The sequence below is a fragment of the Luteolibacter pohnpeiensis genome, assembly GCF_016595435.1.
GTDB lineage: Bacteria > Verrucomicrobiota > Verrucomicrobiia > Verrucomicrobiales > Akkermansiaceae > Luteolibacter > Luteolibacter pohnpeiensis.
The window spans coordinates 46,695-67,050 of sequence record NZ_JAENIJ010000019.1 but is presented as its reverse complement, the minus strand read 5'-3'; the positions used below and the strand labels follow the sequence as shown (position 1 = coordinate 67,050).

The window sequence follows — 20,356 nt, the reverse complement described above, 5'->3', positions numbered from 1 at the left end:
CACATCACCTCCATTCCGGATGCGGAGAGATGAGGAAAAGGCGGAATTGCCATCCAGCGATCAAACCGCTAGAAAGTGGGGTAATTGATTGAAATGCATGAAATCTTTCTCTGTTTTGATGGCTCTATGTCTCTCAGTCGCAGCGCTCACCTGCTTCTCCAATCCGGCTTGCGCTCAGGAAGAAAAGGAAAAGGCGGAATCCTCGAAGTCGCCTAAAATTTTGCGCGATCTTGCCTATGTGGAAAACGGCCATGCCAGACAGAAGCTCGATTTATATCTGCCTGATCATCCGAAGGGGCCGCTCCTGATCTGGATCCATGGAGGTGGCTGGGTAGGTGGCTCGAAAGATAACCCGCCAGGCCTGCAGATGCTGAAGATGGGCGTTGCGGTCGCGAGCGTGGAGTATCGATTCAGTCAGGATGCGCCATTCCCGGCCCAGATCGAAGATTGCAAGGCGGCCGTCCGTTGGTTGCGGGCGCATGCAGACGATTACGGCTACTCGAAGGATCGCTTTGCTGCCTGGGGAGCCAGCGCGGGCGGCCATTTGGTGGCGATGCTCGGGGTGACCGGGCAAATCAAGGATTTCGACGTCGGCGCGAACCTGGATCAATCCAGCGCCGTGCAGGCGGTGATCGACTGGTTCGGGCCGGCAGACATTGTGGGATACACGGAAAATCAGCCGGTTCCCATGGTGGCTCCTGACAATCCGGACTCGCTGCTGGCAAAACTGCTTGGCGGACCGATTTCCGGTAAAATGGAACTCGCCAAACGGGCTAGCCCGGTCAGTTGGGTGACAAAGGATGCCGCGCCCACACTGATCATGCAGGGCACAAAGGATCCACTCGTTCCACTAAGCCAAAGCGAGCGACTTTACGAAAAGCTCAAGGCTGTCGGGGTGGATGTCACGCTGGATGTCATCGATGGCGCGGGCCATGGCGGCCCCGAATTTACGACGGCGGAGAAGATCCAATTGATGACGCGGTTCTTGTCGAAACATTGGACCAGCTGAAACGCTTACTACGGTTATTTTAGTAGCAGCACTCCGGCTGAGGCATCCGGTTGAAGCTGGATTTCCAGCCGGACTGCCGTCGTCTTGACGGATTTGAAGGTTACGTGATTGAGCTGATCCTTTGCGGTTCCGAATTCGCCAGAGTTGGTTACTGGAAGCCATTTACCCTTACTTTGATACAACAGTTTCCAGGAGCTCGGCACCCGGCAGCGACCGGAGCCGGTATCGTCAAACCAGTAAACGGCCAGGGATGAAACGTCGCGCGGTTGATCGAAAGTCCAGTTGATCCACTCCTGGCTCCCGGTATGATCCCAGAACGTGAATCGTGGCAGCCCGATGCCAAGCGAGTTTTTGGGGAGTGGATTGGTGAGAATTTCATCCAGCGCATCGTGGTGATGTGAAGCGGTGATTCCGGGTTCCAAAATCGGCTCACCACATAGCAAGGGGAAGGCGGTGATGCGCAAGGTCTGGCAGCCAAATGGCACCAGTGTGATGTTCTCAAGCGGTTCATCGCTTGATACCGGACTCATGGGAACTTCCTGCGCCATGCGATTGCTGAGTCTCAAGCCCCAATCCGGAACGCGCTTGGCGGAAACGGTGAGCTGGATCGGTGTGGTGTCAGGCTCCCATGGATTGACCGGCATTTTGGAGCGGGAAATCCTCACGTCGGATGCAGGACGATTGCGATCGAGATCCAAGGCGTAGTTCCATGGGCTATCAGGTCGCATTTCCATTTCATTAAAGCCCTTGCCGATCCGGGTAACGGTTTTCAGATCCTGTTGAATCCGCAGGGAAAAAACCAAGGGGCCGCGCCAGATGGTGGCGGAGCCATGGAATGCATTTTCGGTTTTCAGCTCACTTGGGAAATCGAGCTCGACGGTATCGCCGGATTTCCAAATGCGGTCCAAAGTGTGGAATGATCCAGCGGTCACGGAATCGACGGATTGCCCATTCACGCTCAGACGCGGATTTTTGCTCCACCCCGGGATGCGGAGTTTCAGCGGAAATCGAACCGGCGCCGAAGGACTGACTTTCAGATGAATGCTGTCTTCGAATGGGTAGTGGGTGGTCTCGGTGATGGTGATTGGTGTAGTTCCCACCGTCGTTTTCACCTCGGTAGGTCCATAGGCAACTGCGGCGAGTCCTCCATCGTTTGTTGCCATCCACGCATGTTGCACATACTTCGGCCAACCCATGTGAAGGTTGTAACAGCAGCAATGAAATCCTGAATGCGGACTCACCAATAAATCGTCACCGTGGTCATCTGCAAACGGCAGTTCACCGGGAGTTCCGCGAATGGCGACCGGCGCGTTTGGCAAAGTGAAGTATTGGAATTGCTTGAACTCTTTGGTTGTGCCGCCTGGTAGAAGGTTGAATGCGATTCGTTCCAGTTGATCACCCATTTGAGGATCGCCCAAGGCGCCAAGGGCGACTTCGCTGCTGAGCATTTGCTCAACGATGGAACACATCTCCACGCCTTGAGTGGTGGATTTTCCGGCGAGAGGTTCTGTTCCACTCCACATGCCGATTGAGAGACCATGTTTGGCGGTGAGTTGTTTCCAGGCTTGCTCAAATACCTCGCGATCTTCGGCTTTGCCGGTCCGTTCCCAGGTGACCACAGGATACTTCATGGCTTGGGAAACATTCACACCGTGGCTGATCCGGAAATCTTCAGGAGATCCCTGCAGCGTGCGGTAAAACGTTTCCCATTGGTTGGCTTGTTGGCGCAACAAGTCGACCAAATCTAACAAGAACTCATCCCCGGTGCGGTTGTAGAGCCAGAGCAAGGTGTCGATCTGATCGCCAGCACGCGCCTTCGCCCATTCCTCCAGAGGTTGGTTAGGAAGGGTCGCCTGCATGTAGTGGGCGTATCGGGTGAGGAAGGGGATGACGCGTGGATCCCGAGTTGCTTCGTAGTAGTCTCGCAGAGTCCACGTGATGACCATGCGCGGCCACCAATCCTGGCCGGATGTCGGGCCGAATTGTCCGTTTTCTAGCTGATGCTCAAGCAACCAGTCGATCCACGTTTGTGCTTTTCGTTTCAACTTCGGATCGTCACTGACATAGGCAAGACTGACCAGTCCGCGCAAATAGTAGGGACCTTTTTCCCAGGCTTCGCCATCGCCGCCGCGCCAGCCGTTTTCTGGTCCAAGTTCAGGGATCACTTCCTCAGCATGACCCGTTAGGCCGTCAGCTTGCATTTCCAGTTGATGCTGCAACCACCCGATCGGTTTCACCGAGCCGAGATCGAGTGCAATGAAGGGCGTGGATTGCAGTGGGGGACGATTCGGCACAGCCGATTGTCCGGCAGCTGGTGCTACGACAAAGCAAGCCAAGCCAGCGGACACCATGAGTTGGCGACGGGAAAAAGGAAACATGATCGGCTCAGTCTCTATCGATTTGCCGGCGGTTGGAATGTCTTAAATCCCAAAAAACCTACTGGATCGACCGGTATGCCGATGGGCGTTTGCCGGTGGATTTGAGAAAGGCATTGGAGAAGGCGAAGGCGTTGTCGTAACCGACCAATTCGGCAACGACTTCCAACTTGTAGTAGCAAGTCTGAAGAAGCTCGATCGCTCGGAGCATGCGAAGGTGGGTCACTTGCTGCATCGGCGAGCGCCCGGTTTCCCGGCGTGAAAAAACGCGCAGTTGTTCGCGGCTCACGGCAGCGATCCGACACAGTGCTTCCACATCCCATGCTTTACCCGGATCCATGGCCACTGCTGCCCAGAGTTTGTCCAGGCGCGTTTGCCCGCGTTGAGCGTGCATGAAACGTTGGGCGTAGATTCGGATCAAGTCCGCCCAGGGCGCTGCTGTAGATGCATAGTCTTCAGATAGTGAGGAGTGGATGAAACCTTCGATCGCGTGGCAAAATAATGTGATATCCGCATCGAACAGACCGCAGGTGGTCGGTTCGAAATCATGGAAAAATGCCGGGTAGGTATGGAGCCAGCAGAACGTCCATGATTTTCCTTTGGCGGGTCTAAAAGATTCAGCAGCTCCTGGCGGTGCGATAAACACGGAGCCGGCAGTGCTTTTGCACCATTGGTCTTGAATCAGGAATTCGCCTTGTCCTGCAACGGTCGCGATCAGATGGCCGCCTTTCAATTGATCGCGGATAATCTGATAGGGTGCATGGGCTGTCGTCTTGCCAGCCGCCATGAGTCCGATGCTCGTCAGTTCCTGGGAATACCCCTTAACAATCTCTTTGGTGCGTTTTCCGATGACAATGCTCTCTCCCATAACGGGTTTTAAAGATGATATTGAGGTCACGTCCCAATCCCGTTCAAATTGGGTTGTTGGGAGTGTTAAAGATTAGGATTTGTTTTCGATTCGATGCTAGACCTTATCTAACATAGGCTCCAGACTTTCCATGAAACGGTGATAAAGCGTCTTCAGTTCAATTCTCTCCCATGAAGTCATTTAGCATTCGGAATCAATTACTGGTCGGATTTTCCGTGGTGGTTTTGATGATGCTGTTTCAGGGGGCAATTGAGATCTGGAGATCCCAACAGGTGGAGGTTCATCTTCGGGATGCCTACCGGACTTCTTACAATGAAGATGTTTCGGCCGGTAAGATGTTAAAATCAGCGATGGAAATCCGAATCCTCGTCGGGAATCCAGGCACACTTAGCGCGGAAGAATTAGCTCAAGTGGATGCATCGCTTGCGGAGCTTCAACGCAATTATGAGCGAGCAAAACAGGCTACCCAAAATGCCAGATCGACTGCTGAGAACTTAAGGGCGGAACAGCGGTCCCGAGAAGAGCAATATGAGCTGAGTTTTTTGGCGGACGTGGAATCCGGTATATCGCGGATCTCTAAACTGCTGGCTGAGGGTTTTGGTGAAGATCAGACTCAATCAAAAGCTGAGATCATTGCCATTTTGGATGATCTCGTGTTGCCCCGGCTAGGTGGCTATGATCGGAAATCCAGCTCTGACATGGCATCTGAGGCAGAGAGTGCATTGGAAATCATTGTGGGTTCCCGCAAGATTTTGATCGCGAGCATCGGCATCGCAGCCGTGATTGCAGCGGCTGCCTGCATCGGCCTGACTCGTCTCATCGTGCCGCCACTTGAGGCAATGGCTTCTGACGCAGAGGCAATAGCAAGCGGGGATCGGGCGCGCCGGATGGAATCTGGTGGGAAGGACGAATTTGGAGTTCTGGCGCGCAATTTCAACCAGATGCTGGATACGCTCCGGGATCGGACTGAAGAGTTGGAGCAGTTCTTTGAGCTATCGGTGGACATGATGTGTTTTGCCGACAGTTCTGGAAGATTCGTGCGGGTGAACGAGGCATTTCTGCGCACCCTGCATTACACGGAGAGCGAACTGACTTCGCGCCCCATTATCGAGTTCATCCACCCCGATGATCGGGCTGCTACGCTGCAAGAGATGGAGTTTCTCGTAAACTCCGTCGAAACCCGATACAGCACGACGAACTTTACCAATCGCTATCTTTGTAAAGATGGCAGCTGGAAGCACCTGTCCTGGAATGCAATTTCCTCAATCCATTCAGGCTCAATTTATGCGGTGGCCAGGGATGTCACCGAGCTCATGCAGGCTCAGGAAGCCTTGCGCGAAAGCGAGGAGAATTTAGCCATCACCCTGCAATCGATCGGTGATGGGGTGGTGGTAACGGATGGTCGCGGCAACATTCTGAGAATGAATCCGGTTGCCGAAAGGTTGACCGGTTGGTCGCTGGCGGATGCAAGGGGATTACCGATCGCCGAGGTCTTCAAAATCGTTCATCAGATCACCCGCGAAGCCGTGGAAATCCCGGTGGAAGCGGTTTTAACTACGGGAAATACCGTCGACCTTGCGATGGATAGCGTGCTGATTCACCGCGATGGCTCAGAGTGCCCGGTTGCGGATAGCGCGGCACCGATCCGAAACTCGGATGGGGAAATTGTCGGAGTGGTGTTGGTTCTCAGGAACGTCACCAACGAGCGCAGGGTCCAAATTCGGGAACAAGAAAGAGCTGCTAGAATCCAACGATTCCAGCGGGCACTGCTGAATCTCCGCGATGCGGAATATTCAAGCCTTACCGAGTTCTATCAGCTTGCGGCGAAGGAGTGTCTTGAAAGTTTGCACATTGATCGGGCAAGTGTCTGGATCTATGATGACAGCAAGTCGTTGATCCGATGTGCGGCATTGTATGACGCTGATAGCCTGAAATTCAGTGCTGGGAATGAACTGAAGAAGCAGGACTACAGGCCTTATTTGGAGGCGCTTTCCCAATTTCTCCCGGTGGTTGCAGCTGATGCGATGGCAGATGAATCGACCCGATGCCTGGCTGAAGATTATCTCAAACCGAATGGGATAAGATCGATGCTCGATATTCCGATTCGCACCGGAGGTAGATTGGTTGGGGTACTTTGCTGTGAGCAAGTTTCAGAGATACGCCAATGGATACCGGAAGAAATCAAGTTTGCCAGCAGCTTGGCCGCTTCCGTGATGTTCGCGATCGAACACCATGAGCGTAAGCTTGCGGAGGAGAAGCTGCGAGAAAGTGAGGAATACAACCGCAGCATCGTCGAGAGCACGGAAGATTGTCTCAAGGTCATCAGCCTCGATGGCAAGCTGTTGCAGATGGCGGAGCAGGGAAGGAAAGCCCTCGAAATCGGCGATCTTAGTTTGGTTGAGGGAAGTGATTGGATCTCATTTTGGGGTGAGCGTGATCAGCCTATGGTCCGCAGTGCCATGGAGGAGGCGCTGAAAGGGAACCATGGCAGATTCCAGGCGTTTTGTGCGACATTTGCGGGAACCCCGAAATGGTGGGATGTTGTCGTCTCACCGATCCATGATGGCAATGGCACGCCGGTTCGTCTCCTGGCCGTTTCTCGCGATATTACTCATCAACGGCAGATTGAAAGCGAGCTCCGGAGCTTTAATGCCAAACTCGAGGATCGCATCGCTGAACGAACCAATGATCTGGCGAAGGCTCTCGATTTACAACGTGAGTTGACGGTTCGCGCCCAGGCTGGAGAAAAGGCAAAAAGTGAATTCCTGGCGGTCATGAGTCACGAGGTCCGGACTCCAATGAACGGCATCATCGGATTTTCGGAATTACTGGCAAAGTCGCCGGATCTGACTGCGGAGAATCACGAATATGCCGCTACGCTGCATCAAAGCGCTCAGGCATTGTTGCGGATTCTCGATGACATTCTGGATTTCAGCAGTAGCGAAGCTGGTGCTCTACGGGTGGAACGTCGCCCGTTCTCGCTTAGCGATCTGCTTCGAGGTATCCGACAGCTTCTGCTGCCGACTGCCAGCCAAAAAGGGATCACACTCAGTTTGGATATATCTGGGGAAGTCCCCGAGAAGCTATTGGGGGACGAGGGTAGAATCCGGCAGATCGTGCTCAACTTGGTGGGCAATGCGATCAAATTTACGGACGAGGGATTGGTCGAAATCATCGCTTCACCCCTGCGAGCCGGAGAATCTACCTGGTGGAAAATTTCGGTCATCGATACCGGCATAGGAGTTGAACATGCGGAGCAGGAATTGATTTTTGCGCCATTTTCGCAAACCGATGCGGGTGCATCCAGAAAGCATGGTGGAACCGGGTTGGGTCTGGCGATTTCCAAGAGACTGGCTGGATTGCTCGGCGGGGACTTGACGATGCATGGCAGGAATGGTGCAGGTTCTGTGTTCGAGTTGCTGATTCCATTGGATGCCGTGGAAGCAGCGGCCTGCGAGAAATCTGGAGCGCTCCCCATGGTGCTGGATGAGAAATTCGCCGCAGAGTATCCACTGCGGATTTTGGTGGCAGAGGATGATAGGATCAACATGAAGCTCACCCTGTCCGTTTTGCGCAAACTTGGCTATGAGCCGTTTTCCGCGTTCAACGGCGCAGAAGCGGTGGAGATTTATCAGAACGAACCAATCGATTGTGTTCTGATGGATTTGCAAATGCCCGAAATGAGCGGCATTGAGGCTTGCGCAGCGATCCGTAGACTGGAGCGGGAGCAGGGCAGTTCACCGATTTACATTGTTGCGCTCACGGCAAACACCGTCGCCGCGGATCGAGAACTTTGCTTCGAGGTGGGGATGTCCGGCTACTTGAACAAACCCATCCGCAGGAGTCTTTTACGGGAGACATTGGCGGCCGCCAGTAACGCAATTCATCATCAGCGCGGGTAACTCTGCCACAGCCATTCCAATGCGGCGGGCAGTGTTTGTTTGGTGACTCTGCCGTCGGTGTGCCCGGCATCTTTGGCGAACACGTATCGGTATTCGTAGCCTTTGGCTTTGAGAACTTCCGCCATTCGATCGTTCGCCATCACCCAGTTGTGAAGTGAGGCTTCATCGCGATCGTATCCATTATCATGCTCGCTGACTTCCATCCAGATCCGGATCGGTTTTTTGGCAGCATTCGGGATCAGATTTTCATGATACTCCCATGCTCCATGCGGGCTTTCCGGATTCAAAGGGGACTGCTGGTTCACAAATGTCCCGGAATAGCTGAGCACTCGATGATACAGGTCCGGCCTGAACCAGGCCATGGTGAAAGCTGCTGCGGCACCTGAGCTTCCGCCCATGGTTGCCCGGCCCTCGGGATCGGTCGTAATTTTCACCTTATAATCCTTCTCAACCCGGGGAATGACTTCGGTTTCAATGAACTCGGCATATTTGCCGCTGAGCGTGTCGTATTCGAGTCCGCGTTCGCTACCCTGGGCATCTCCTCCGCCCGATGCGATCAGGATCGCCACCATCGCAGGGACTCGTTTTTGTGCGATCAGGGCATCCAGCGATTTGGAAACGACATCGATATATCCAGTTCCATCCTGAACCACCAAAAGCGGGTAGGTTTTGTTAGAATCCAGATTGAATGGTAAATAAACGGCAACTTTTCGTGAATACGGAACCGTCCCTTCACGGTTTTTCGCAATGCCGGGATAGAGCGCGCTATCCTTGGATTCCATCACAAATTTCTCGATCGTTCCGCGTTGGATTTCTGAAGTGATGTGCAATTCCGCTGCATCCTGATAATCGGGGCCGATTTCGATCGAGCGGGCGGTTGCCTCGGCGTTGAGCGAATTGGCGGTCATGAGGAGCGTAGAGGCAAAACTCAGCAAAATCGGAACTTTCATGGCACGTGATACGGAGATGATTGGAAATCTATATCCAAAACGTTTTACCTAAGTTAAACCTTACTAAGAATATGGATTTTGTCATATATTCTTCTTTGCGGTTTTGTATGTCAATTGGACTTGTGTCGCGATTATGTGGAATTTATTTGCTGCTGATTTCCAGTGATTTATGTTGCGGTGATTGACATAAGCATCTGTAACCATTCCCTTAATCCATCATGAAATTCAAAACCTTGATCGCGTTAGGGATCACAGCTGCTTCGTGTCTGACAGCTACGGCCCAAAAAGAAGGTGACAGCGTAACCCCTGAGGTGTTCGGCAAACTGGACTGGATCCAAGGCTCCGCGCCAACTCAATGGGAATCCGGCAAAGTCTACATGTTCGAATGCTGGGCGACCTGGTGCATGCCATGCGTTCTGGGTATTCCACACGTTGATGCACTTTACGACAAATACCACGACAAGGGCTTCGAGGTTTACGGCATGGACGTTTTCGAAGACGGCAAAGACAAGGTTGCTGAGTTTGTCGCGAAAAAAGGCGATGGCATGTCCTATCCGGTGGCTTACACCGGCAGAGGTGGTGTTTTTGAAACGGAATGGCTTAAGCCGGCAGAGGTGAATTCCATTCCACGTGCCTTAGTGGTGAAGGATGGCAAAGTTTTGCTGAACATTCACCCAACCTTCATCACGGACGAAGTCGTTGAAGGACTTCTGGCAGGTGGAGACGCTCAGGAAAAGGCGCTTGCCAGCATCGAGACCGCTAAAAAGAACGTCGAGATCGTCCAGCAGCAACGGGAAGCGTTTGCTAAGGCTAACTCCGCTCATGATGGCGCGGCGATGGAAGTCGCTTTCAATAAGATCAAAGAACTCGATCCAAAGAACGCCATGCTTCCTACCATGGATCTGCAAGTCAAGGTCGCCAAAAAAGACTGGGCAGCGCTCGATAACGAACTGATGTCCACCAGCGAAGACAAGCGCCCGGTGAAGGCGAACGTGATCGCTCAGCTTGTCAGCTGGATGCGTGAGGACATCCCGGAAGATCTGTTCCGCAAATTGCTCGAGCCGTTGCAACAAACGAATTCAACCGGCCGCAGGGATCCGATCGCCGTGTTTCAGGCTTCCAAGCTGCAGTGGCTCCTTGGCGACAAGGAACAAGCGGTGAAGACGGCTGATGAAGCTCTGGAAATCGCCAAAAATCCGGTCACTCCACAAGCAGGCACGCCTTATTTGGTGTTCTTGATCAGGCCTTACTCGGAAAAACTCCATGAGGGTGAGATGCCAACCGAAGAAGAGCTTTCGGGGTGGCTCAAGGAAGGTATCAAAAACGTGCAGCTTGAGATGCAAAAGAAAGCGGCAGAGAAAGCTGCCGCCGCGAAAGCTGCTGCCGAGAAAGATTCCAAGGAATAAGTATTGGTTGTTTGAGCCGGATCTAGCCGCGCTTGCGCAGCATCAGCGCAAGTTCGCGGCCGATCCGGCCATCATACCCACTCGTCGGGGTCCAGGAATCGAGGATTTCAAATCCCGCCGCGTCCCAAGCGGATTTCAACTCCTCGACGCTGATTTTGAAAGGGGGGCCTTGTTCGCCTTCATCCATCTCGGGGTTGATAAAAAACACACCCGCAACCCTTCCGCCCGGTTTCAATAAAGTGGCGGCAGTTTTTAAATAGCCATCGCGCATGGACGGCTCCAAAGCGCAAAAGCAGGTGTGCTCCCACAGTAGATCGAATCCCTCGGTGTCATCGGGGCACGGATTGAGGAAATCATAAAGGCGGTAGCTAACTTTTTCTGCCACATCCAGCCCGCGCGCTTCCTCAATGGCCAATGGGGCGATATCAAACCCAGAAACTTCGCAATCTGGAATCTCCGCCAGCCAACGGCAGTCATGCCCTGCACCGCAGCCTGGCACTGCGACTTTTCCGTGCAATTTTTCTGCGTGGCGAGCCAGGAACTCTTCCAAAACCGGCGTGTGAGTCCCTTTGTTCCAGGGAGTGTCCTGATTTGCGTATCGGCTGTTCCAATCCATGGCTGGACAGTGTGCCCTCAGGAATCGGTTCGCAATGGGATTGTGGGGCGATTCCAGTTCCTGGACCTACGATGTTCTTAGTGCTTCGCCGGGCGATGCTTTTTGAAGATTGCCAGTGTTTTCTCCCGTTCGGTTTTATGATCCACGATTGGGAGTGGATACCCATCGGCAATCGGACGACCATTTTTCGGTGGAGCCATGAAGCGTTCAGCTGGCACATCCTTGAGTTCCTCGACCCAGCGTTTGATGTATTTGCCAGCGGGATCGTATCGTTCCGTTTGCGTCCATGGATTTTGAATCCTGAAATACGGTGCCGCATCGGCTCCGGTGCCGGCGGACCATTGCCAGCCGCCGTTGTTCGAGGCGATTTCGCCATCGACCAAATGTTGCATGAACCAGGACTCACCAAGTTTCCAATCGAGGTGCAGGTCCTTGGTTAAGAACATGGCGGTGATCATCCGCACCCGATTGTGCATGAAGCCGGTTTGTTTAAGTTGGCGCATGCCGGCGTCGATGATGGGAAAGCCCGTTTTACCTTCCTTCCACGCTTCAAAGGATTCGCCCGGTTCATTCCAGGGTAAACCGCGCCAGTCCTCGTTGAACTCGTGCTTCAGGACATCCGGGAAGTGGTGCAGGATGGCCATATAAAATTCACGCCAAGCGAGCTCCTTGATGAAGGTGTCGATGTTCTTTCGCTCCGTCGGTTTGCATGTTTCACGAGCCTGCATCACTCGTTGATAGACTGTCCGGATGGAAATCAGGCCAAAGCGCAGATCCTGGGAAAGTCGGCTCGTCGCCTCTTCTGCAGGCAAGTCCCGTAACTCCTGATAACGCTGAACCGTCCCGCTGATCGCCGATTTCAATCGTTGCCGTGCGGCGTGTTCACCAGGTGTTAAAATTTCCGCTTCGGGTTCTTTCAATCCCCAGGTCCGGATGGTGGGGAGTTCAAGCGAGTGAATTCCGGATGGAGTGTGAAGTGGGCCGGGTTTCGGATGTGGCGATGGTTTCTCAAGTTCGAGCCAGCTCTTCGAATATGGGGTGAAAACCCGGTAAGGTTGCTCGGATTTGGTTAAAACCTCGCCTGGTGCATGAAGTGTCACATCGTGAAAAGCGCAGCACTCGATGCCATTCTCACTGCAGTAATCGCGAAGCTCGGCTTCGACCTTTTTCCCAAATGGATCAGGATCCGAGTTGTAGAAAATGGCTTTGGCGCCGGTTTCCTGGATCAGAGTCGCTAATTCGTTAACGGCTTCGCCTTTGCGAATGATGAGTTCGCCGGCCAGGGTTTGTAGATTTTTAGCCAACGATTCCAGCGACCCACAAAGAAACGCCTGCCGGTTGCTTCCGGTCCAGGCGTGATGGTTTTTCCACTCGCTGCGGATATATACAGGGACAACGGGGAGGCCCCGCTTCGCAGCATGCCAAAGGGCAGTGTTGTCCGAGATCCGGAGATCGCGGCGAAACCAATGAATCACACAGTCACGTTTTGGCATGCCCTAGCAAAGCAAGCGCTGCCATTCCTGCAACTATTCAAAGAGGGCCAGGTTGAATCAGGCGGATTCGAGGATCTTTTCCACTTTCTTCACCGTGGTGGCACTCAGTTTTCCATTAATCCGGCGGGCACTGTCCAATAAGTCGCGAATTTCCGTAAGAGCGGACTCCGCAGCTGATAGAGATTTTTTCCCGCCGCCGTATTTCTTGTCGGGAAAATATTTGGTGAATGTGGTGCCCGCTCGGCTAAGCGACAGGCGCCAACCTTCGAAGGCAGCAGTTTCGTATGTAAAGCGGGTGAGGTTCCTTTTTGATTTCATTACCGAAAATTAAGTATCAACCCATAAGCTTTATCTGATTCAAGCATCTGATTCCAAGCATTTTCATGGGTTTTTTGCCTTTTGTCTCCATTTTGCATCAGGATTTCGCTTGATTTGATAAAAATCCTGTTGCCAGCGCGGCAGACTGCCTCTTTAGTCTGCGCCCCGCGAGCTTCAAAGAACACCGTAGGTCCTCCAACTTTCCTGTGGAAACAGGGGAGATCGCTCGCAGGAGGGTAACCCGGTCAACGAAAACATCCATGTCAGCCATCAAGCTAGCTCGATTCGAGCTTCCAAACCGCCTCGTTCGCAACGAGGAAACCGCCTCAGATACCTACGCCCAGTTTTCCGCCGAGCCATTCGAGCGGGGCTACGGCCACACCATCGGTAACTCACTTCGCCGCGTGCTTCTGTCATCGCTCGAAGGTGCATCGATCACTTCCGTTCGTATCGCAGGGGTTCAACACGAATTTTCCAGCCTTCCAGGTGTGGTTGAAGACGTCACCGACATCGTTCTCAACCTGAAGAAGGTAAAGTTCAGCCACAACGAAAAGGAGCCACGCATCCTTTCCCTCAAGGTTGAAAAAGAAGGTGTCGTCACCGCTGGTGACATTCAAGGCGACCACATCTACGAAGTCGTCAACAAGGACCAAGTCATCTGCACCCTCGACAAGAAGGTGAAGTTCGACGCCGAATTCGAAGTTCGCGTCGGTCGCGGCTTCTCCACCGGTGACGAAAACAAGCGCAAGGATCAACCGATCGGCGTCATCGCCATCGACTCGATCTTCTCGCCTGTGACTCGCGTCAAATACGCGGTTGAAACCACCCGAGTGGGTCAAATGACCGACTACGACAAGGTCGTGCTCGACATCTGGACGGATGGCCGCGTGACCCCACAGGACGCGTTGCTCCAAGCTTCCGCGATTCTTCGTCACCACCTCGACGTGTTCGTCAACTACGACGAAAACGCAGTCGACTTCGAAGAAGCACCTGCAGAATCCAGCGAGGAAAACGCAGCACTCAAGAAACTTCTCAACATGTCGGTGAACGAGATCGAACTTTCGGTCCGCGCCGCAAACTGCCTGAACAACGCGAACATCACCTCCGTCGGCCAACTCGCCATGAAGTCGGAAGCGGAGATGCTCAAATATCGCAACTTCGGCAAAAAGTCCCTCAACGAGATCAAGGACAAGCTCGTCGAGCTCGGACTTGGCCTTGGTATGACCTTCGATGCATCGCTGCTTTCCGGTCCGGTTGCAGCGTCCCGCGCACCACGCCTCGGTGCCGAAGACGAAGCCCCAGTCGGTCTCGCCGATCTGATTGCCCAAAACCTCGACGACTAAGAACATTCACCTCATTTAGAAAAGGAAGCACCCGATGAGACATCGACGCAACACCACCAAACTCAAGCGCACGGCATCCCACCGCCGCTCGCTGCTCGCCAACCTCACCTGCAGCCTGATCGAGCACGGCCGCATCAAAACCACTCTCGGCAAAGCCAAGGCACTCCGCCCGGTTGCTGAAAAGATGGTCACCCTCGCCAAGCGCGATGATCTTCACTCCCGCCGCCTCGCGATCGCATTCCTTCGCCAGAAGGACGCTGTGAAAGGCCTGTTCGAAAAGGTCGCTCCAGCTGCAAAGGATCGCCAAGGTGGTTACATCCGTATCACCAAGCTCGGACCACGTCCTAGCGATGCCGCTCCAATGGCAATCATCGAATGGGTGGACCGTCCGGTTTCCACTTCAGACGACGCCGTTGAAGTCGCCGCCGAGGAAGTTGCTGCAAAGTAAGCTCCTCTGATTGAGATTCATTTCAAAGCCGCCCGTGGATTCGTCCCCGGGCGGCTTTTTTGTTAACGAAGTGACAAGCTTCGAAGTCGCTTTTCTAACAACCTGTGATGGTACTAGGGTATCCAATGCGTGGGGTCTGGCACGGGATATCGCTCAAGCCAACGCTAGAGCTCAGCGCGGAAGTGGTGGCGGAGTTGGCTTTTTCAGCAGGCTGTAAAGGCAGGTTGCGACCGCACTGAGTAGGAAGATAAATCCTGCTCCAACTAATCCGAAGAGTGAGATGAAATGCTTCGGACTCATGAGGTTTTGGGCGAACGAAAGCGGACGAGGTTCGTCAAAACCGCTCACCGTCAAATTGTAGGTTCCGAGCTTGTTTAGTGTGACCTTCGCTAATGAGGAAAATGACGTAGCATTCACACTCCGGGTCGCATAGGTATAGGCAGACAGATCATTGACGCTAATACCATCAGGGTCACTGAGTTCAAATTTAGCACCATCTGGCAAGGCCAGCGGATACTCTCTGATCGTCCCGTTTTCCATCACACTGGTGTAGGCCCAAAGCACATACTCACCCGGTTCCGTGACCTGCACGGCTGTCGTTCCCGGTGCGATGATCATGGTATCAGTCGGAGTTAATATTTTGATAAATGAAACCGCAAATGTACCGAAGAATCCAAAGGCAATGACCAGTAACAAGATGGACCATTTGAGGCGCAGGAGAATCTTTTTCATGAAGCCAACCCTCGAAATAATCAGCTACCAGGGCAAATTTAAAAGTTGGGATGCTTACGCACTCTTGTCCGACTTGGACGGACCTGATTGATTGTTCCGAGTGGAAAGCAATCTCGGAAAGTCGGTGCTGAAGGAGGTTTCGCGCTCGTTCTATTTGAGCTTGCGGCTACTGCCTCGCGAAATGCGGACGGGAACGAGTATTGGCTATCTGCTGGCTCGGACCAGCGATACGATCGCGGACACGGCAGGGTTACCCGTGGATCTGAGATTACAATGGTTGGAGCGATTTTCAGCTGCAGTGGTTTCTGATGAAGGACTCAAGTGGTCTCCGAATTTAATGAAACAACTGAGTCCGAGCGAAAGAGCTTTGTTCCAGCGCAGCGATGAAATTTTGAAATGGTATTGGTCGATCGTGAGTGATGAGCGCGAGTTGATCGAGGAAGTGGTGTCGACCATCATCGCAGGCCAGCGGTTCGATCTGGAACGGTTTGCGAACGCTTCGGCGAGTGAGCCAGTTGCTCTAACAGATGAAGCTGAGCTGGAGAACTACACCTGGCATGTGGCCGGATGTGTGGGAGCGTTTTGGACCAAACTTGGACATCTGACCCTGGGCGATCGCTTTTCGGGATCGCCTATTTCCGGTTTGTTAGAAAAGGGGATTCGTTATGGCAAGGGGCTTCAGTTGGTGAACATCCTGCGGGATCTGCCAGAAGATCTGGCAGCAGGGCGCTGCTACCTTCCGGTGGAAAATCCGCAGGACATTCCTCAACTGATGGCGATGCATGCCCGATGGTTGGAGCGAGCATCGCAGTGGATCGGTGATGGGGAGGAGTATGGGCGAGAGTTGAAATCGCGGCGACTGCGCATGGCCAGTGTGCTGCCGGCACGGATTGCGGCAGAGACATTGAGTCGAATGAAGGGCGCTAGTTGGAGCGAACTTCAGAATCGCATCAAGGTGCCTCGACGGCAGGTTTATGGGCTGCTGCTGCAGTCGCTTTTTCGTTAAGAGATTTTTGGAGATCGCTGATTCTGGCCTCGATCGCCAGTCCAAATCGGTCATTTTGAACGAATTGGAACCATTGGTTTTTTGCGGCCGAGTCTTCGGACTTGGCGAGCTGCAGCCATTGTTTCTCCCGGCCGGGACGCAGCACTTCGGATCGACCTACGAGGACTCTGGTAATGGATTCCGGTTTCGGGCTTACTTTGAGCGGCAGAATTCGATGGGTAGCGGCATCGGGCAGCACCCAGAACACGCGCAAGCCCGGCGTGGCGAAGTAGCTGTTCCACCACGTTTGAACCATGGCATTCGCTTCGTGATCGGTTAGTCCGCATCCAGCCAGTCCGTCGCGCATGGAGTTATAGATCGCTTGGGGAAATGCGTTGTCGTCGATGGCGATCTCATCCACCGGACAACTGAGGCGCTGGGACGAATCCATCCCTTGGTCGAACGCTTTCCAACGAGTCGAACCGTCCGCGAGTTTTTCGAAGATCAGCAGGAAGGGAATTTTGCCGCCGCTTTGGTTCTCGAGGTGGAGTGATTCATCGGCCGTGACGGTGAGCTTGAGACCAGGGTCAAAGTTGCCGATGCCGCGGTAAAATAGATAATTTTCAATCTCACCCACGTCGGTTCGAACCACATTTGCATCGGGAACTCGTGCCCGTTCCCAGTTGAGCGTGTCCTCAGGCTGGAACAAAACAGTCTTGGCAGATGCTTCGCGGGAAAGCACATCAACGTCCCATTGGATCGACCCATTCCAGCCCTTTGAGAAGTCGAGCGACCAATCCCTGAGGACATTGATCTTTCCGTTGGCAACTTGGTTTGGCGGGAGCGGTTTGGGTTCGGGCGGTGTCTCACCACCGCTGCGCGATGGATACCACTGGCTGATGGTGCCGCCGTTAAATCCGACCTCGACGTGGGCGCGAAAGGATTCGTCCGAGTAAAAATAGATTACCGGTGTTTCCATTTTCACGGTTACCCCGGATAATGGTCGGCTGCCGAAACCCTTGTTGCCGGGAGCGAATGGCACGTAGCCGTGAGTGGAAAGAATTTCCATGATTTTCGACTTGTCGACCGGGTTGCCATTCTCAAATCCGTAATGCGAATGGACGAATGCGGGCAGCGATTCTTCCTCGCGTTGCAGACCTGTTAGTAATTTTCCATCCGATCCGGATACCGTGGTGAAGGTGCCCCATTCGTGGATTTCAAAGCCGAATGACGCTTGCGCGAACAAAAGTCCGGCGGTGGTGATCAATTGAAGTGCATTCATAGCAATCCTGTCGATAGTCCGATCGGACACCGCAGAAAAGCGACTTCGTTTGCTTTACGCCGAATTTACAAAAGCTCAACAGGGTCAGGCACCGCTCCATTCCGCTGGGATATGCTGCAGCAGGTTGAGCAATTCCTTGGCGGGCTTCGAGAGATCGCTCGACCGGCGGCGCATGATGCTGACCGTCCGTTCTGGAACCGGATTTCCAAAGCGTTTGAACGTTACGCCAGTTTTTGAATGGGAGCGGGCGGCCAGTTCCGGCACGACGGCGATGCCCATTCCTGCGGCGACCATGGCGAGCGCGGTTTCCAACTGGTCGCATTCCAATTTTTGATCAAACCGTGTCAGGCGGCAGACCTTGAGGGTGCGATCGGTCAGGCAGTGACCGTCTTTCAAGTGGATCAAATCTTCCGATGAAAGCTGATCCGGCCGCGGTCCGCGCACGCTGCGAGCTAAGGAATGGCCCGTGGGCAACGCTAGCAACAAGGGTTCGCGGAACAACTCTTTCACGTGCAGCGACCACTTCTTGCGATCCTGATCGAGGACGTCACTGAGAATCGCGAACTCGATTGATCCATCGACAACTTGCTGGATCAGGCCGTTGGTCAGGGCTTCGCGAACTTGAACTTCGACCTTGGGGTAGGCATCGCGGAAGGGGCGCAGAATTTTTGGCAGTAGGTAGGGGGCGAGGGTCGGGATGACGCCGAAAATCACACGGCCTTCGTGAGATTCCCGCCGTTGCTCGAAGCGTTCGCGCAGGCGCCTGGCTTCGTCCAGCAGGCGCTCGGCATGTTCCAGCAGGATTTTTCCTGCGGCGGTGGGTTCGACTCCGCGCGGTTTGCGATGCATCAAGGGCTCGCCGAATTCTTCTTCCAAGGCTCGCAGTTGCTGGCTGAGTGACGGCTGCGCGATGCGACAAACTTTTGCCGCGGTCGTCAGGGATCCTTCCTTGGCGATTGCGACGAAATACTCCAGTTGGCGCAGTTCCATATCGGAATTCTGCGATAGGTAAAACCAATGGCAAGTATTAAAACCAAATAGTTAACCAATCGCATTTCACCTGCTATTTTCCTGGGTAGCAATTTACCCAAACCCAAGCCAACCAATCATGTCTGATCCGAAACAAATGACCACCACCGGCGGCAACCCGATTGCCGACAACCAGAACTCGATGAGCGCGGGGCCACGCGGTCCGTTGCTGATGCAAGATTATCAGCTGATTGAGAAACTCGCCCATCAAAACCGCGAGCGCATCCCGGAACGAACCGTCCATGCCAAAGGTTCCGGAGCATTCGGAACCCTCACCATCACTCATGACATCACCAAATACACCAAGGCGAAGATTTTTGGTGAAGTCGGTAAAACAACCGAGTGCTTGCTCCGTTTTTCAACGGTTGCCGGCGAGCGCGGTGCCGCAGATGCGGAGCGCGATGTGCGCGGCTGGGCTCTGAAGTTTTACACGGATGAGGGGAACTGGGACTTGGTCGGAAACAATACTCCGGTGTTCTTCGTTCGGGATCCATTGAAATTCCCCGATTTCATTCACACTCAAAAACGTCATCCACGCACCAACATGCGCAGCGCGACTGCGATGTGGGATTTCTGGTCGCTCAGTCCTGAGTCACTGCATCAGGTGACGATCCTGATGTCAGATCGCGGACTGCCAATCGGCTACCGCCATACCAATGGCTACGGGTCTCACACGTTCTCGTTCATCAATGCCGATAACGAAAGATTTTGGGTGAAGTTCCACTTCAAGACCCAGCAAGGCATCAAGACCATGACCAACGCCGAGGGCGAGCAAGTCATCGCGAAAGATCGCGAGTCCTCCCAAAAGGATCTCTACGAAGCGATTGAACGCGGAGATTTTCCGAAGTGGGACATGAAGGTGCAGATCATGCCTGAGAAGGATGCGGAAACCTATCACATCAATCCATTTGACCTTACCAAAGTCTGGCCACATGCCGATTATCCTTTGATCGATGTGGGTGTTTTGGAGTTGAATCGAAATCCGGAGAATTACTTCCAGGAAATCGAGCAATCGGCATTTAGTCCATCGAACATTGTTCCGGGTATCGGTTTCTCGCCGGACAAGATGCTGCAAGCGCGGATCTTTTCCTATGCGGATGCCCATCGCTATCGCGTCGGCACCTGGTATGAAGCGCTTCCGGTGAATCGTCCGAAGAGCGGGGTCAACACCTACCACGCAGATGGTCCGATGAATGCGGGCTATAGTCGGTCCAGCGATGCCTACTACGAACCTAATAGCTTTAGCGGACCTCAACAGGACCATCGTTTCGACGAGCCACCGTTGGCAATTTCCGGCGATGCAGACCGCTACAACCATCGTGAAGGCAACGATGACTACACCCAGCCAGGCAACCTGTTCCGTCTCATGAGCAATGAGCAGAAGCGCCAGCTTTGCTCGAACATCGCGGAAGCAATGGGTGGGGTTCCACAATTCATCATCGACCGGCAACTAGCTCATTTCGATAAAGCCGATCCGGCTTATGGCGAAGGAGTCCGGGCTGCGTTGAAATTGACGCAAAACACCAATAACATTTCCGTTCAGGAAGAACCGCTTCCTGCACCAGCAAACGCGTAATCCCCAAATGGCACCGGCGGGGTT

At 53.6% G+C, this 20,356-nt stretch carries 16 protein-coding genes; 7 read left to right on the top strand and 9 right to left on the bottom strand.

The genetic code is table 11. The features are described from left to right. Window positions 1-97: 97 nt before the first annotated feature. A complete protein-coding gene (locus JIN85_RS12590; RefSeq protein WP_200271212.1) occupies window positions 98-1,009 on the top strand; it encodes an alpha/beta hydrolase in 912 nt (303 codons plus the stop codon). 14 nt (window positions 1,010-1,023) lie between these two features. Here the strand turns inward: JIN85_RS12590 and JIN85_RS12585 are convergent, their stop codons facing one another. Next, on the bottom strand, window positions 1,024-3,387 hold the full coding sequence (locus JIN85_RS12585) for a beta-L-arabinofuranosidase domain-containing protein (RefSeq protein WP_200271210.1): 2,364 nt from the start codon (window positions 3,385-3,387) through the stop codon (window positions 1,024-1,026). A gap of 58 nt (window positions 3,388-3,445) precedes the next feature. Then, window positions 3,446-4,252 carry an AraC family transcriptional regulator gene (locus JIN85_RS12580; protein WP_200271208.1) on the bottom strand — a complete coding sequence of 269 codons (807 nt, stop codon included), beginning with the start codon at window positions 4,250-4,252 and terminating at the stop codon, window positions 3,446-3,448. 170 nt (window positions 4,253-4,422) lie between these two features. Between JIN85_RS12580 and JIN85_RS12575 the strand changes: the two genes are divergently transcribed. After that, on the top strand, window positions 4,423-8,154 hold the full coding sequence (locus JIN85_RS12575; protein ID WP_200271207.1) for a PAS domain S-box protein: 3,732 nt from the start codon (window positions 4,423-4,425) through the stop codon (window positions 8,152-8,154). On the opposite strand, the gene JIN85_RS12570 is transcribed toward JIN85_RS12575, so the two are convergent. Next, on the bottom strand, window positions 8,142-9,104 hold the full coding sequence (locus tag JIN85_RS12570) for an alpha/beta hydrolase (RefSeq protein ID WP_200271205.1): 963 nt from the start codon (window positions 9,102-9,104) through the stop codon (window positions 8,142-8,144). The genes JIN85_RS12575 and JIN85_RS12570 overlap by 13 nt on opposite strands. A gap of 218 nt (window positions 9,105-9,322) precedes the next feature. Between JIN85_RS12570 and JIN85_RS12565 the strand changes: the two genes are divergently transcribed. Then, window positions 9,323-10,510, top strand: coding sequence for a TlpA disulfide reductase family protein (locus JIN85_RS12565; RefSeq protein WP_200271203.1), 1,188 nt, complete (start codon window positions 9,323-9,325; stop codon window positions 10,508-10,510). 22 nt (window positions 10,511-10,532) lie between these two features. Here the strand turns inward: JIN85_RS12565 and JIN85_RS12560 are convergent, their stop codons facing one another. From JIN85_RS12560 to JIN85_RS12550, 3 genes are all read right to left on the bottom strand, one after another. Beyond that, window positions 10,533-11,126, bottom strand: coding sequence for a methyltransferase domain-containing protein (locus JIN85_RS12560; RefSeq protein ID WP_200271201.1), 594 nt, complete (start codon window positions 11,124-11,126; stop codon window positions 10,533-10,535). Between the two features lie 77 nt (window positions 11,127-11,203). Beyond that, window positions 11,204-12,619 (bottom strand): cryptochrome/photolyase family protein, encoded by a 1,416-nt coding sequence (locus JIN85_RS12555; RefSeq protein ID WP_200271199.1) that lies wholly within the window; start codon window positions 12,617-12,619, stop codon window positions 11,204-11,206. 57 nt (window positions 12,620-12,676) lie between these two features. Beyond that, window positions 12,677-12,937, bottom strand: coding sequence for a hypothetical protein (locus tag JIN85_RS12550; protein ID WP_200271198.1), 261 nt, complete (start codon window positions 12,935-12,937; stop codon window positions 12,677-12,679). Between the two features lie 260 nt (window positions 12,938-13,197). Here JIN85_RS12550 and JIN85_RS12545 point away from each other — a divergent pair, with 260 nt between their 5' ends. Then, the gene (locus tag JIN85_RS12545) at window positions 13,198-14,280 is read left to right on the top strand and encodes a DNA-directed RNA polymerase subunit alpha (RefSeq protein WP_200271196.1); all 1,083 of its coding nucleotides are present in this window, start codon (window positions 13,198-13,200) and stop codon (window positions 14,278-14,280) included. 34 nt (window positions 14,281-14,314) lie between these two features. Continuing rightward, window positions 14,315-14,728, top strand: a complete 414-nt coding sequence (rplQ, locus tag JIN85_RS12540) for a 50S ribosomal protein L17 (protein WP_200271194.1) — start codon at window positions 14,315-14,317, stop codon at window positions 14,726-14,728. A 171-nt stretch (window positions 14,729-14,899) separates the two neighbouring features. Here rplQ and JIN85_RS12535 read toward each other — a convergent pair whose 3' ends face one another. Next, complete coding sequence (locus JIN85_RS12535) at window positions 14,900-15,460, bottom strand: hypothetical protein (RefSeq protein ID WP_200271192.1); 561 nt, start codon at window positions 15,458-15,460, stop codon at window positions 14,900-14,902. A gap of 100 nt (window positions 15,461-15,560) precedes the next feature. Between JIN85_RS12535 and JIN85_RS12530 the strand changes: the two genes are divergently transcribed. Then, window positions 15,561-16,466, top strand: coding sequence for a phytoene/squalene synthase family protein (locus JIN85_RS12530; protein WP_200271190.1), 906 nt, complete (start codon window positions 15,561-15,563; stop codon window positions 16,464-16,466). Here the strand turns inward: JIN85_RS12530 and JIN85_RS12525 are convergent. Both JIN85_RS12525 and JIN85_RS12520 read right to left on the bottom strand, forming a co-directional pair. After that, window positions 16,411-17,727 (bottom strand): hypothetical protein, encoded by a 1,317-nt coding sequence (locus JIN85_RS12525; RefSeq protein ID WP_200271188.1) that lies wholly within the window; start codon window positions 17,725-17,727, stop codon window positions 16,411-16,413. The genes JIN85_RS12530 and JIN85_RS12525 overlap by 56 nt on opposite strands. 84 nt (window positions 17,728-17,811) lie before the next feature. After that, window positions 17,812-18,717, bottom strand: coding sequence for a LysR family transcriptional regulator (locus tag JIN85_RS12520; RefSeq protein ID WP_200271186.1), 906 nt, complete (start codon window positions 18,715-18,717; stop codon window positions 17,812-17,814). A gap of 118 nt (window positions 18,718-18,835) precedes the next feature. On the opposite strand from JIN85_RS12520, the gene JIN85_RS12515 reads away from it, so the two are divergent. Further along, window positions 18,836-20,332 (top strand): catalase, encoded by a 1,497-nt coding sequence (locus JIN85_RS12515; protein ID WP_200271184.1) that lies wholly within the window; start codon window positions 18,836-18,838, stop codon window positions 20,330-20,332. Window positions 20,333-20,356: the final 24 nt, after the last annotated feature.

What these genes read in the sequence shown, in the direction of transcription:
- JIN85_RS12550 (WP_200271198.1), bottom strand. Translation starts at nt 12,937, where the DNA reads ATGAAATCAAAAAGGAACCTCACCCGCTTTACATACGAAACTGCTGCC.
- JIN85_RS12545 (WP_200271196.1), top strand. Translation starts at nt 13,198, where the DNA reads ATGTCAGCCATCAAGCTAGCTCGATTCGAGCTTCCAAACCGCCTCGTT.
- JIN85_RS12525 (WP_200271188.1), bottom strand. Translation starts at nt 17,727, where the DNA reads ATGAATGCACTTCAATTGATCACCACCGCCGGACTTTTGTTCGCGCAA.
- JIN85_RS12565 (WP_200271203.1), top strand. Translation starts at nt 9,323, where the DNA reads ATGAAATTCAAAACCTTGATCGCGTTAGGGATCACAGCTGCTTCGTGT.
- JIN85_RS12570 (WP_200271205.1), bottom strand. Translation starts at nt 9,104, where the DNA reads ATGAAAGTTCCGATTTTGCTGAGTTTTGCCTCTACGCTCCTCATGACC.
- JIN85_RS12580 (WP_200271208.1), bottom strand. Translation starts at nt 4,252, where the DNA reads ATGGGAGAGAGCATTGTCATCGGAAAACGCACCAAAGAGATTGTTAAG.
- JIN85_RS12590 (WP_200271212.1), top strand. Translation starts at nt 98, where the DNA reads ATGAAATCTTTCTCTGTTTTGATGGCTCTATGTCTCTCAGTCGCAGCG.
- JIN85_RS12560 (WP_200271201.1), bottom strand. Translation starts at nt 11,126, where the DNA reads ATGGATTGGAACAGCCGATACGCAAATCAGGACACTCCCTGGAACAAA.
- JIN85_RS12575 (WP_200271207.1), top strand. Translation starts at nt 4,423, where the DNA reads ATGAAGTCATTTAGCATTCGGAATCAATTACTGGTCGGATTTTCCGTG.
- rplQ (WP_200271194.1), top strand. Translation starts at nt 14,315, where the DNA reads ATGAGACATCGACGCAACACCACCAAACTCAAGCGCACGGCATCCCAC.
- JIN85_RS12520 (WP_200271186.1), bottom strand. Translation starts at nt 18,717, where the DNA reads ATGGAACTGCGCCAACTGGAGTATTTCGTCGCAATCGCCAAGGAAGGA.
- JIN85_RS12555 (WP_200271199.1), bottom strand. Translation starts at nt 12,619, where the DNA reads ATGCCAAAACGTGACTGTGTGATTCATTGGTTTCGCCGCGATCTCCGG.
- JIN85_RS12535 (WP_200271192.1), bottom strand. Translation starts at nt 15,460, where the DNA reads ATGAAAAAGATTCTCCTGCGCCTCAAATGGTCCATCTTGTTACTGGTC.
- JIN85_RS12515 (WP_200271184.1), top strand. Translation starts at nt 18,836, where the DNA reads ATGTCTGATCCGAAACAAATGACCACCACCGGCGGCAACCCGATTGCC.
- JIN85_RS12585 (WP_200271210.1), bottom strand. Translation starts at nt 3,387, where the DNA reads ATGTTTCCTTTTTCCCGTCGCCAACTCATGGTGTCCGCTGGCTTGGCT.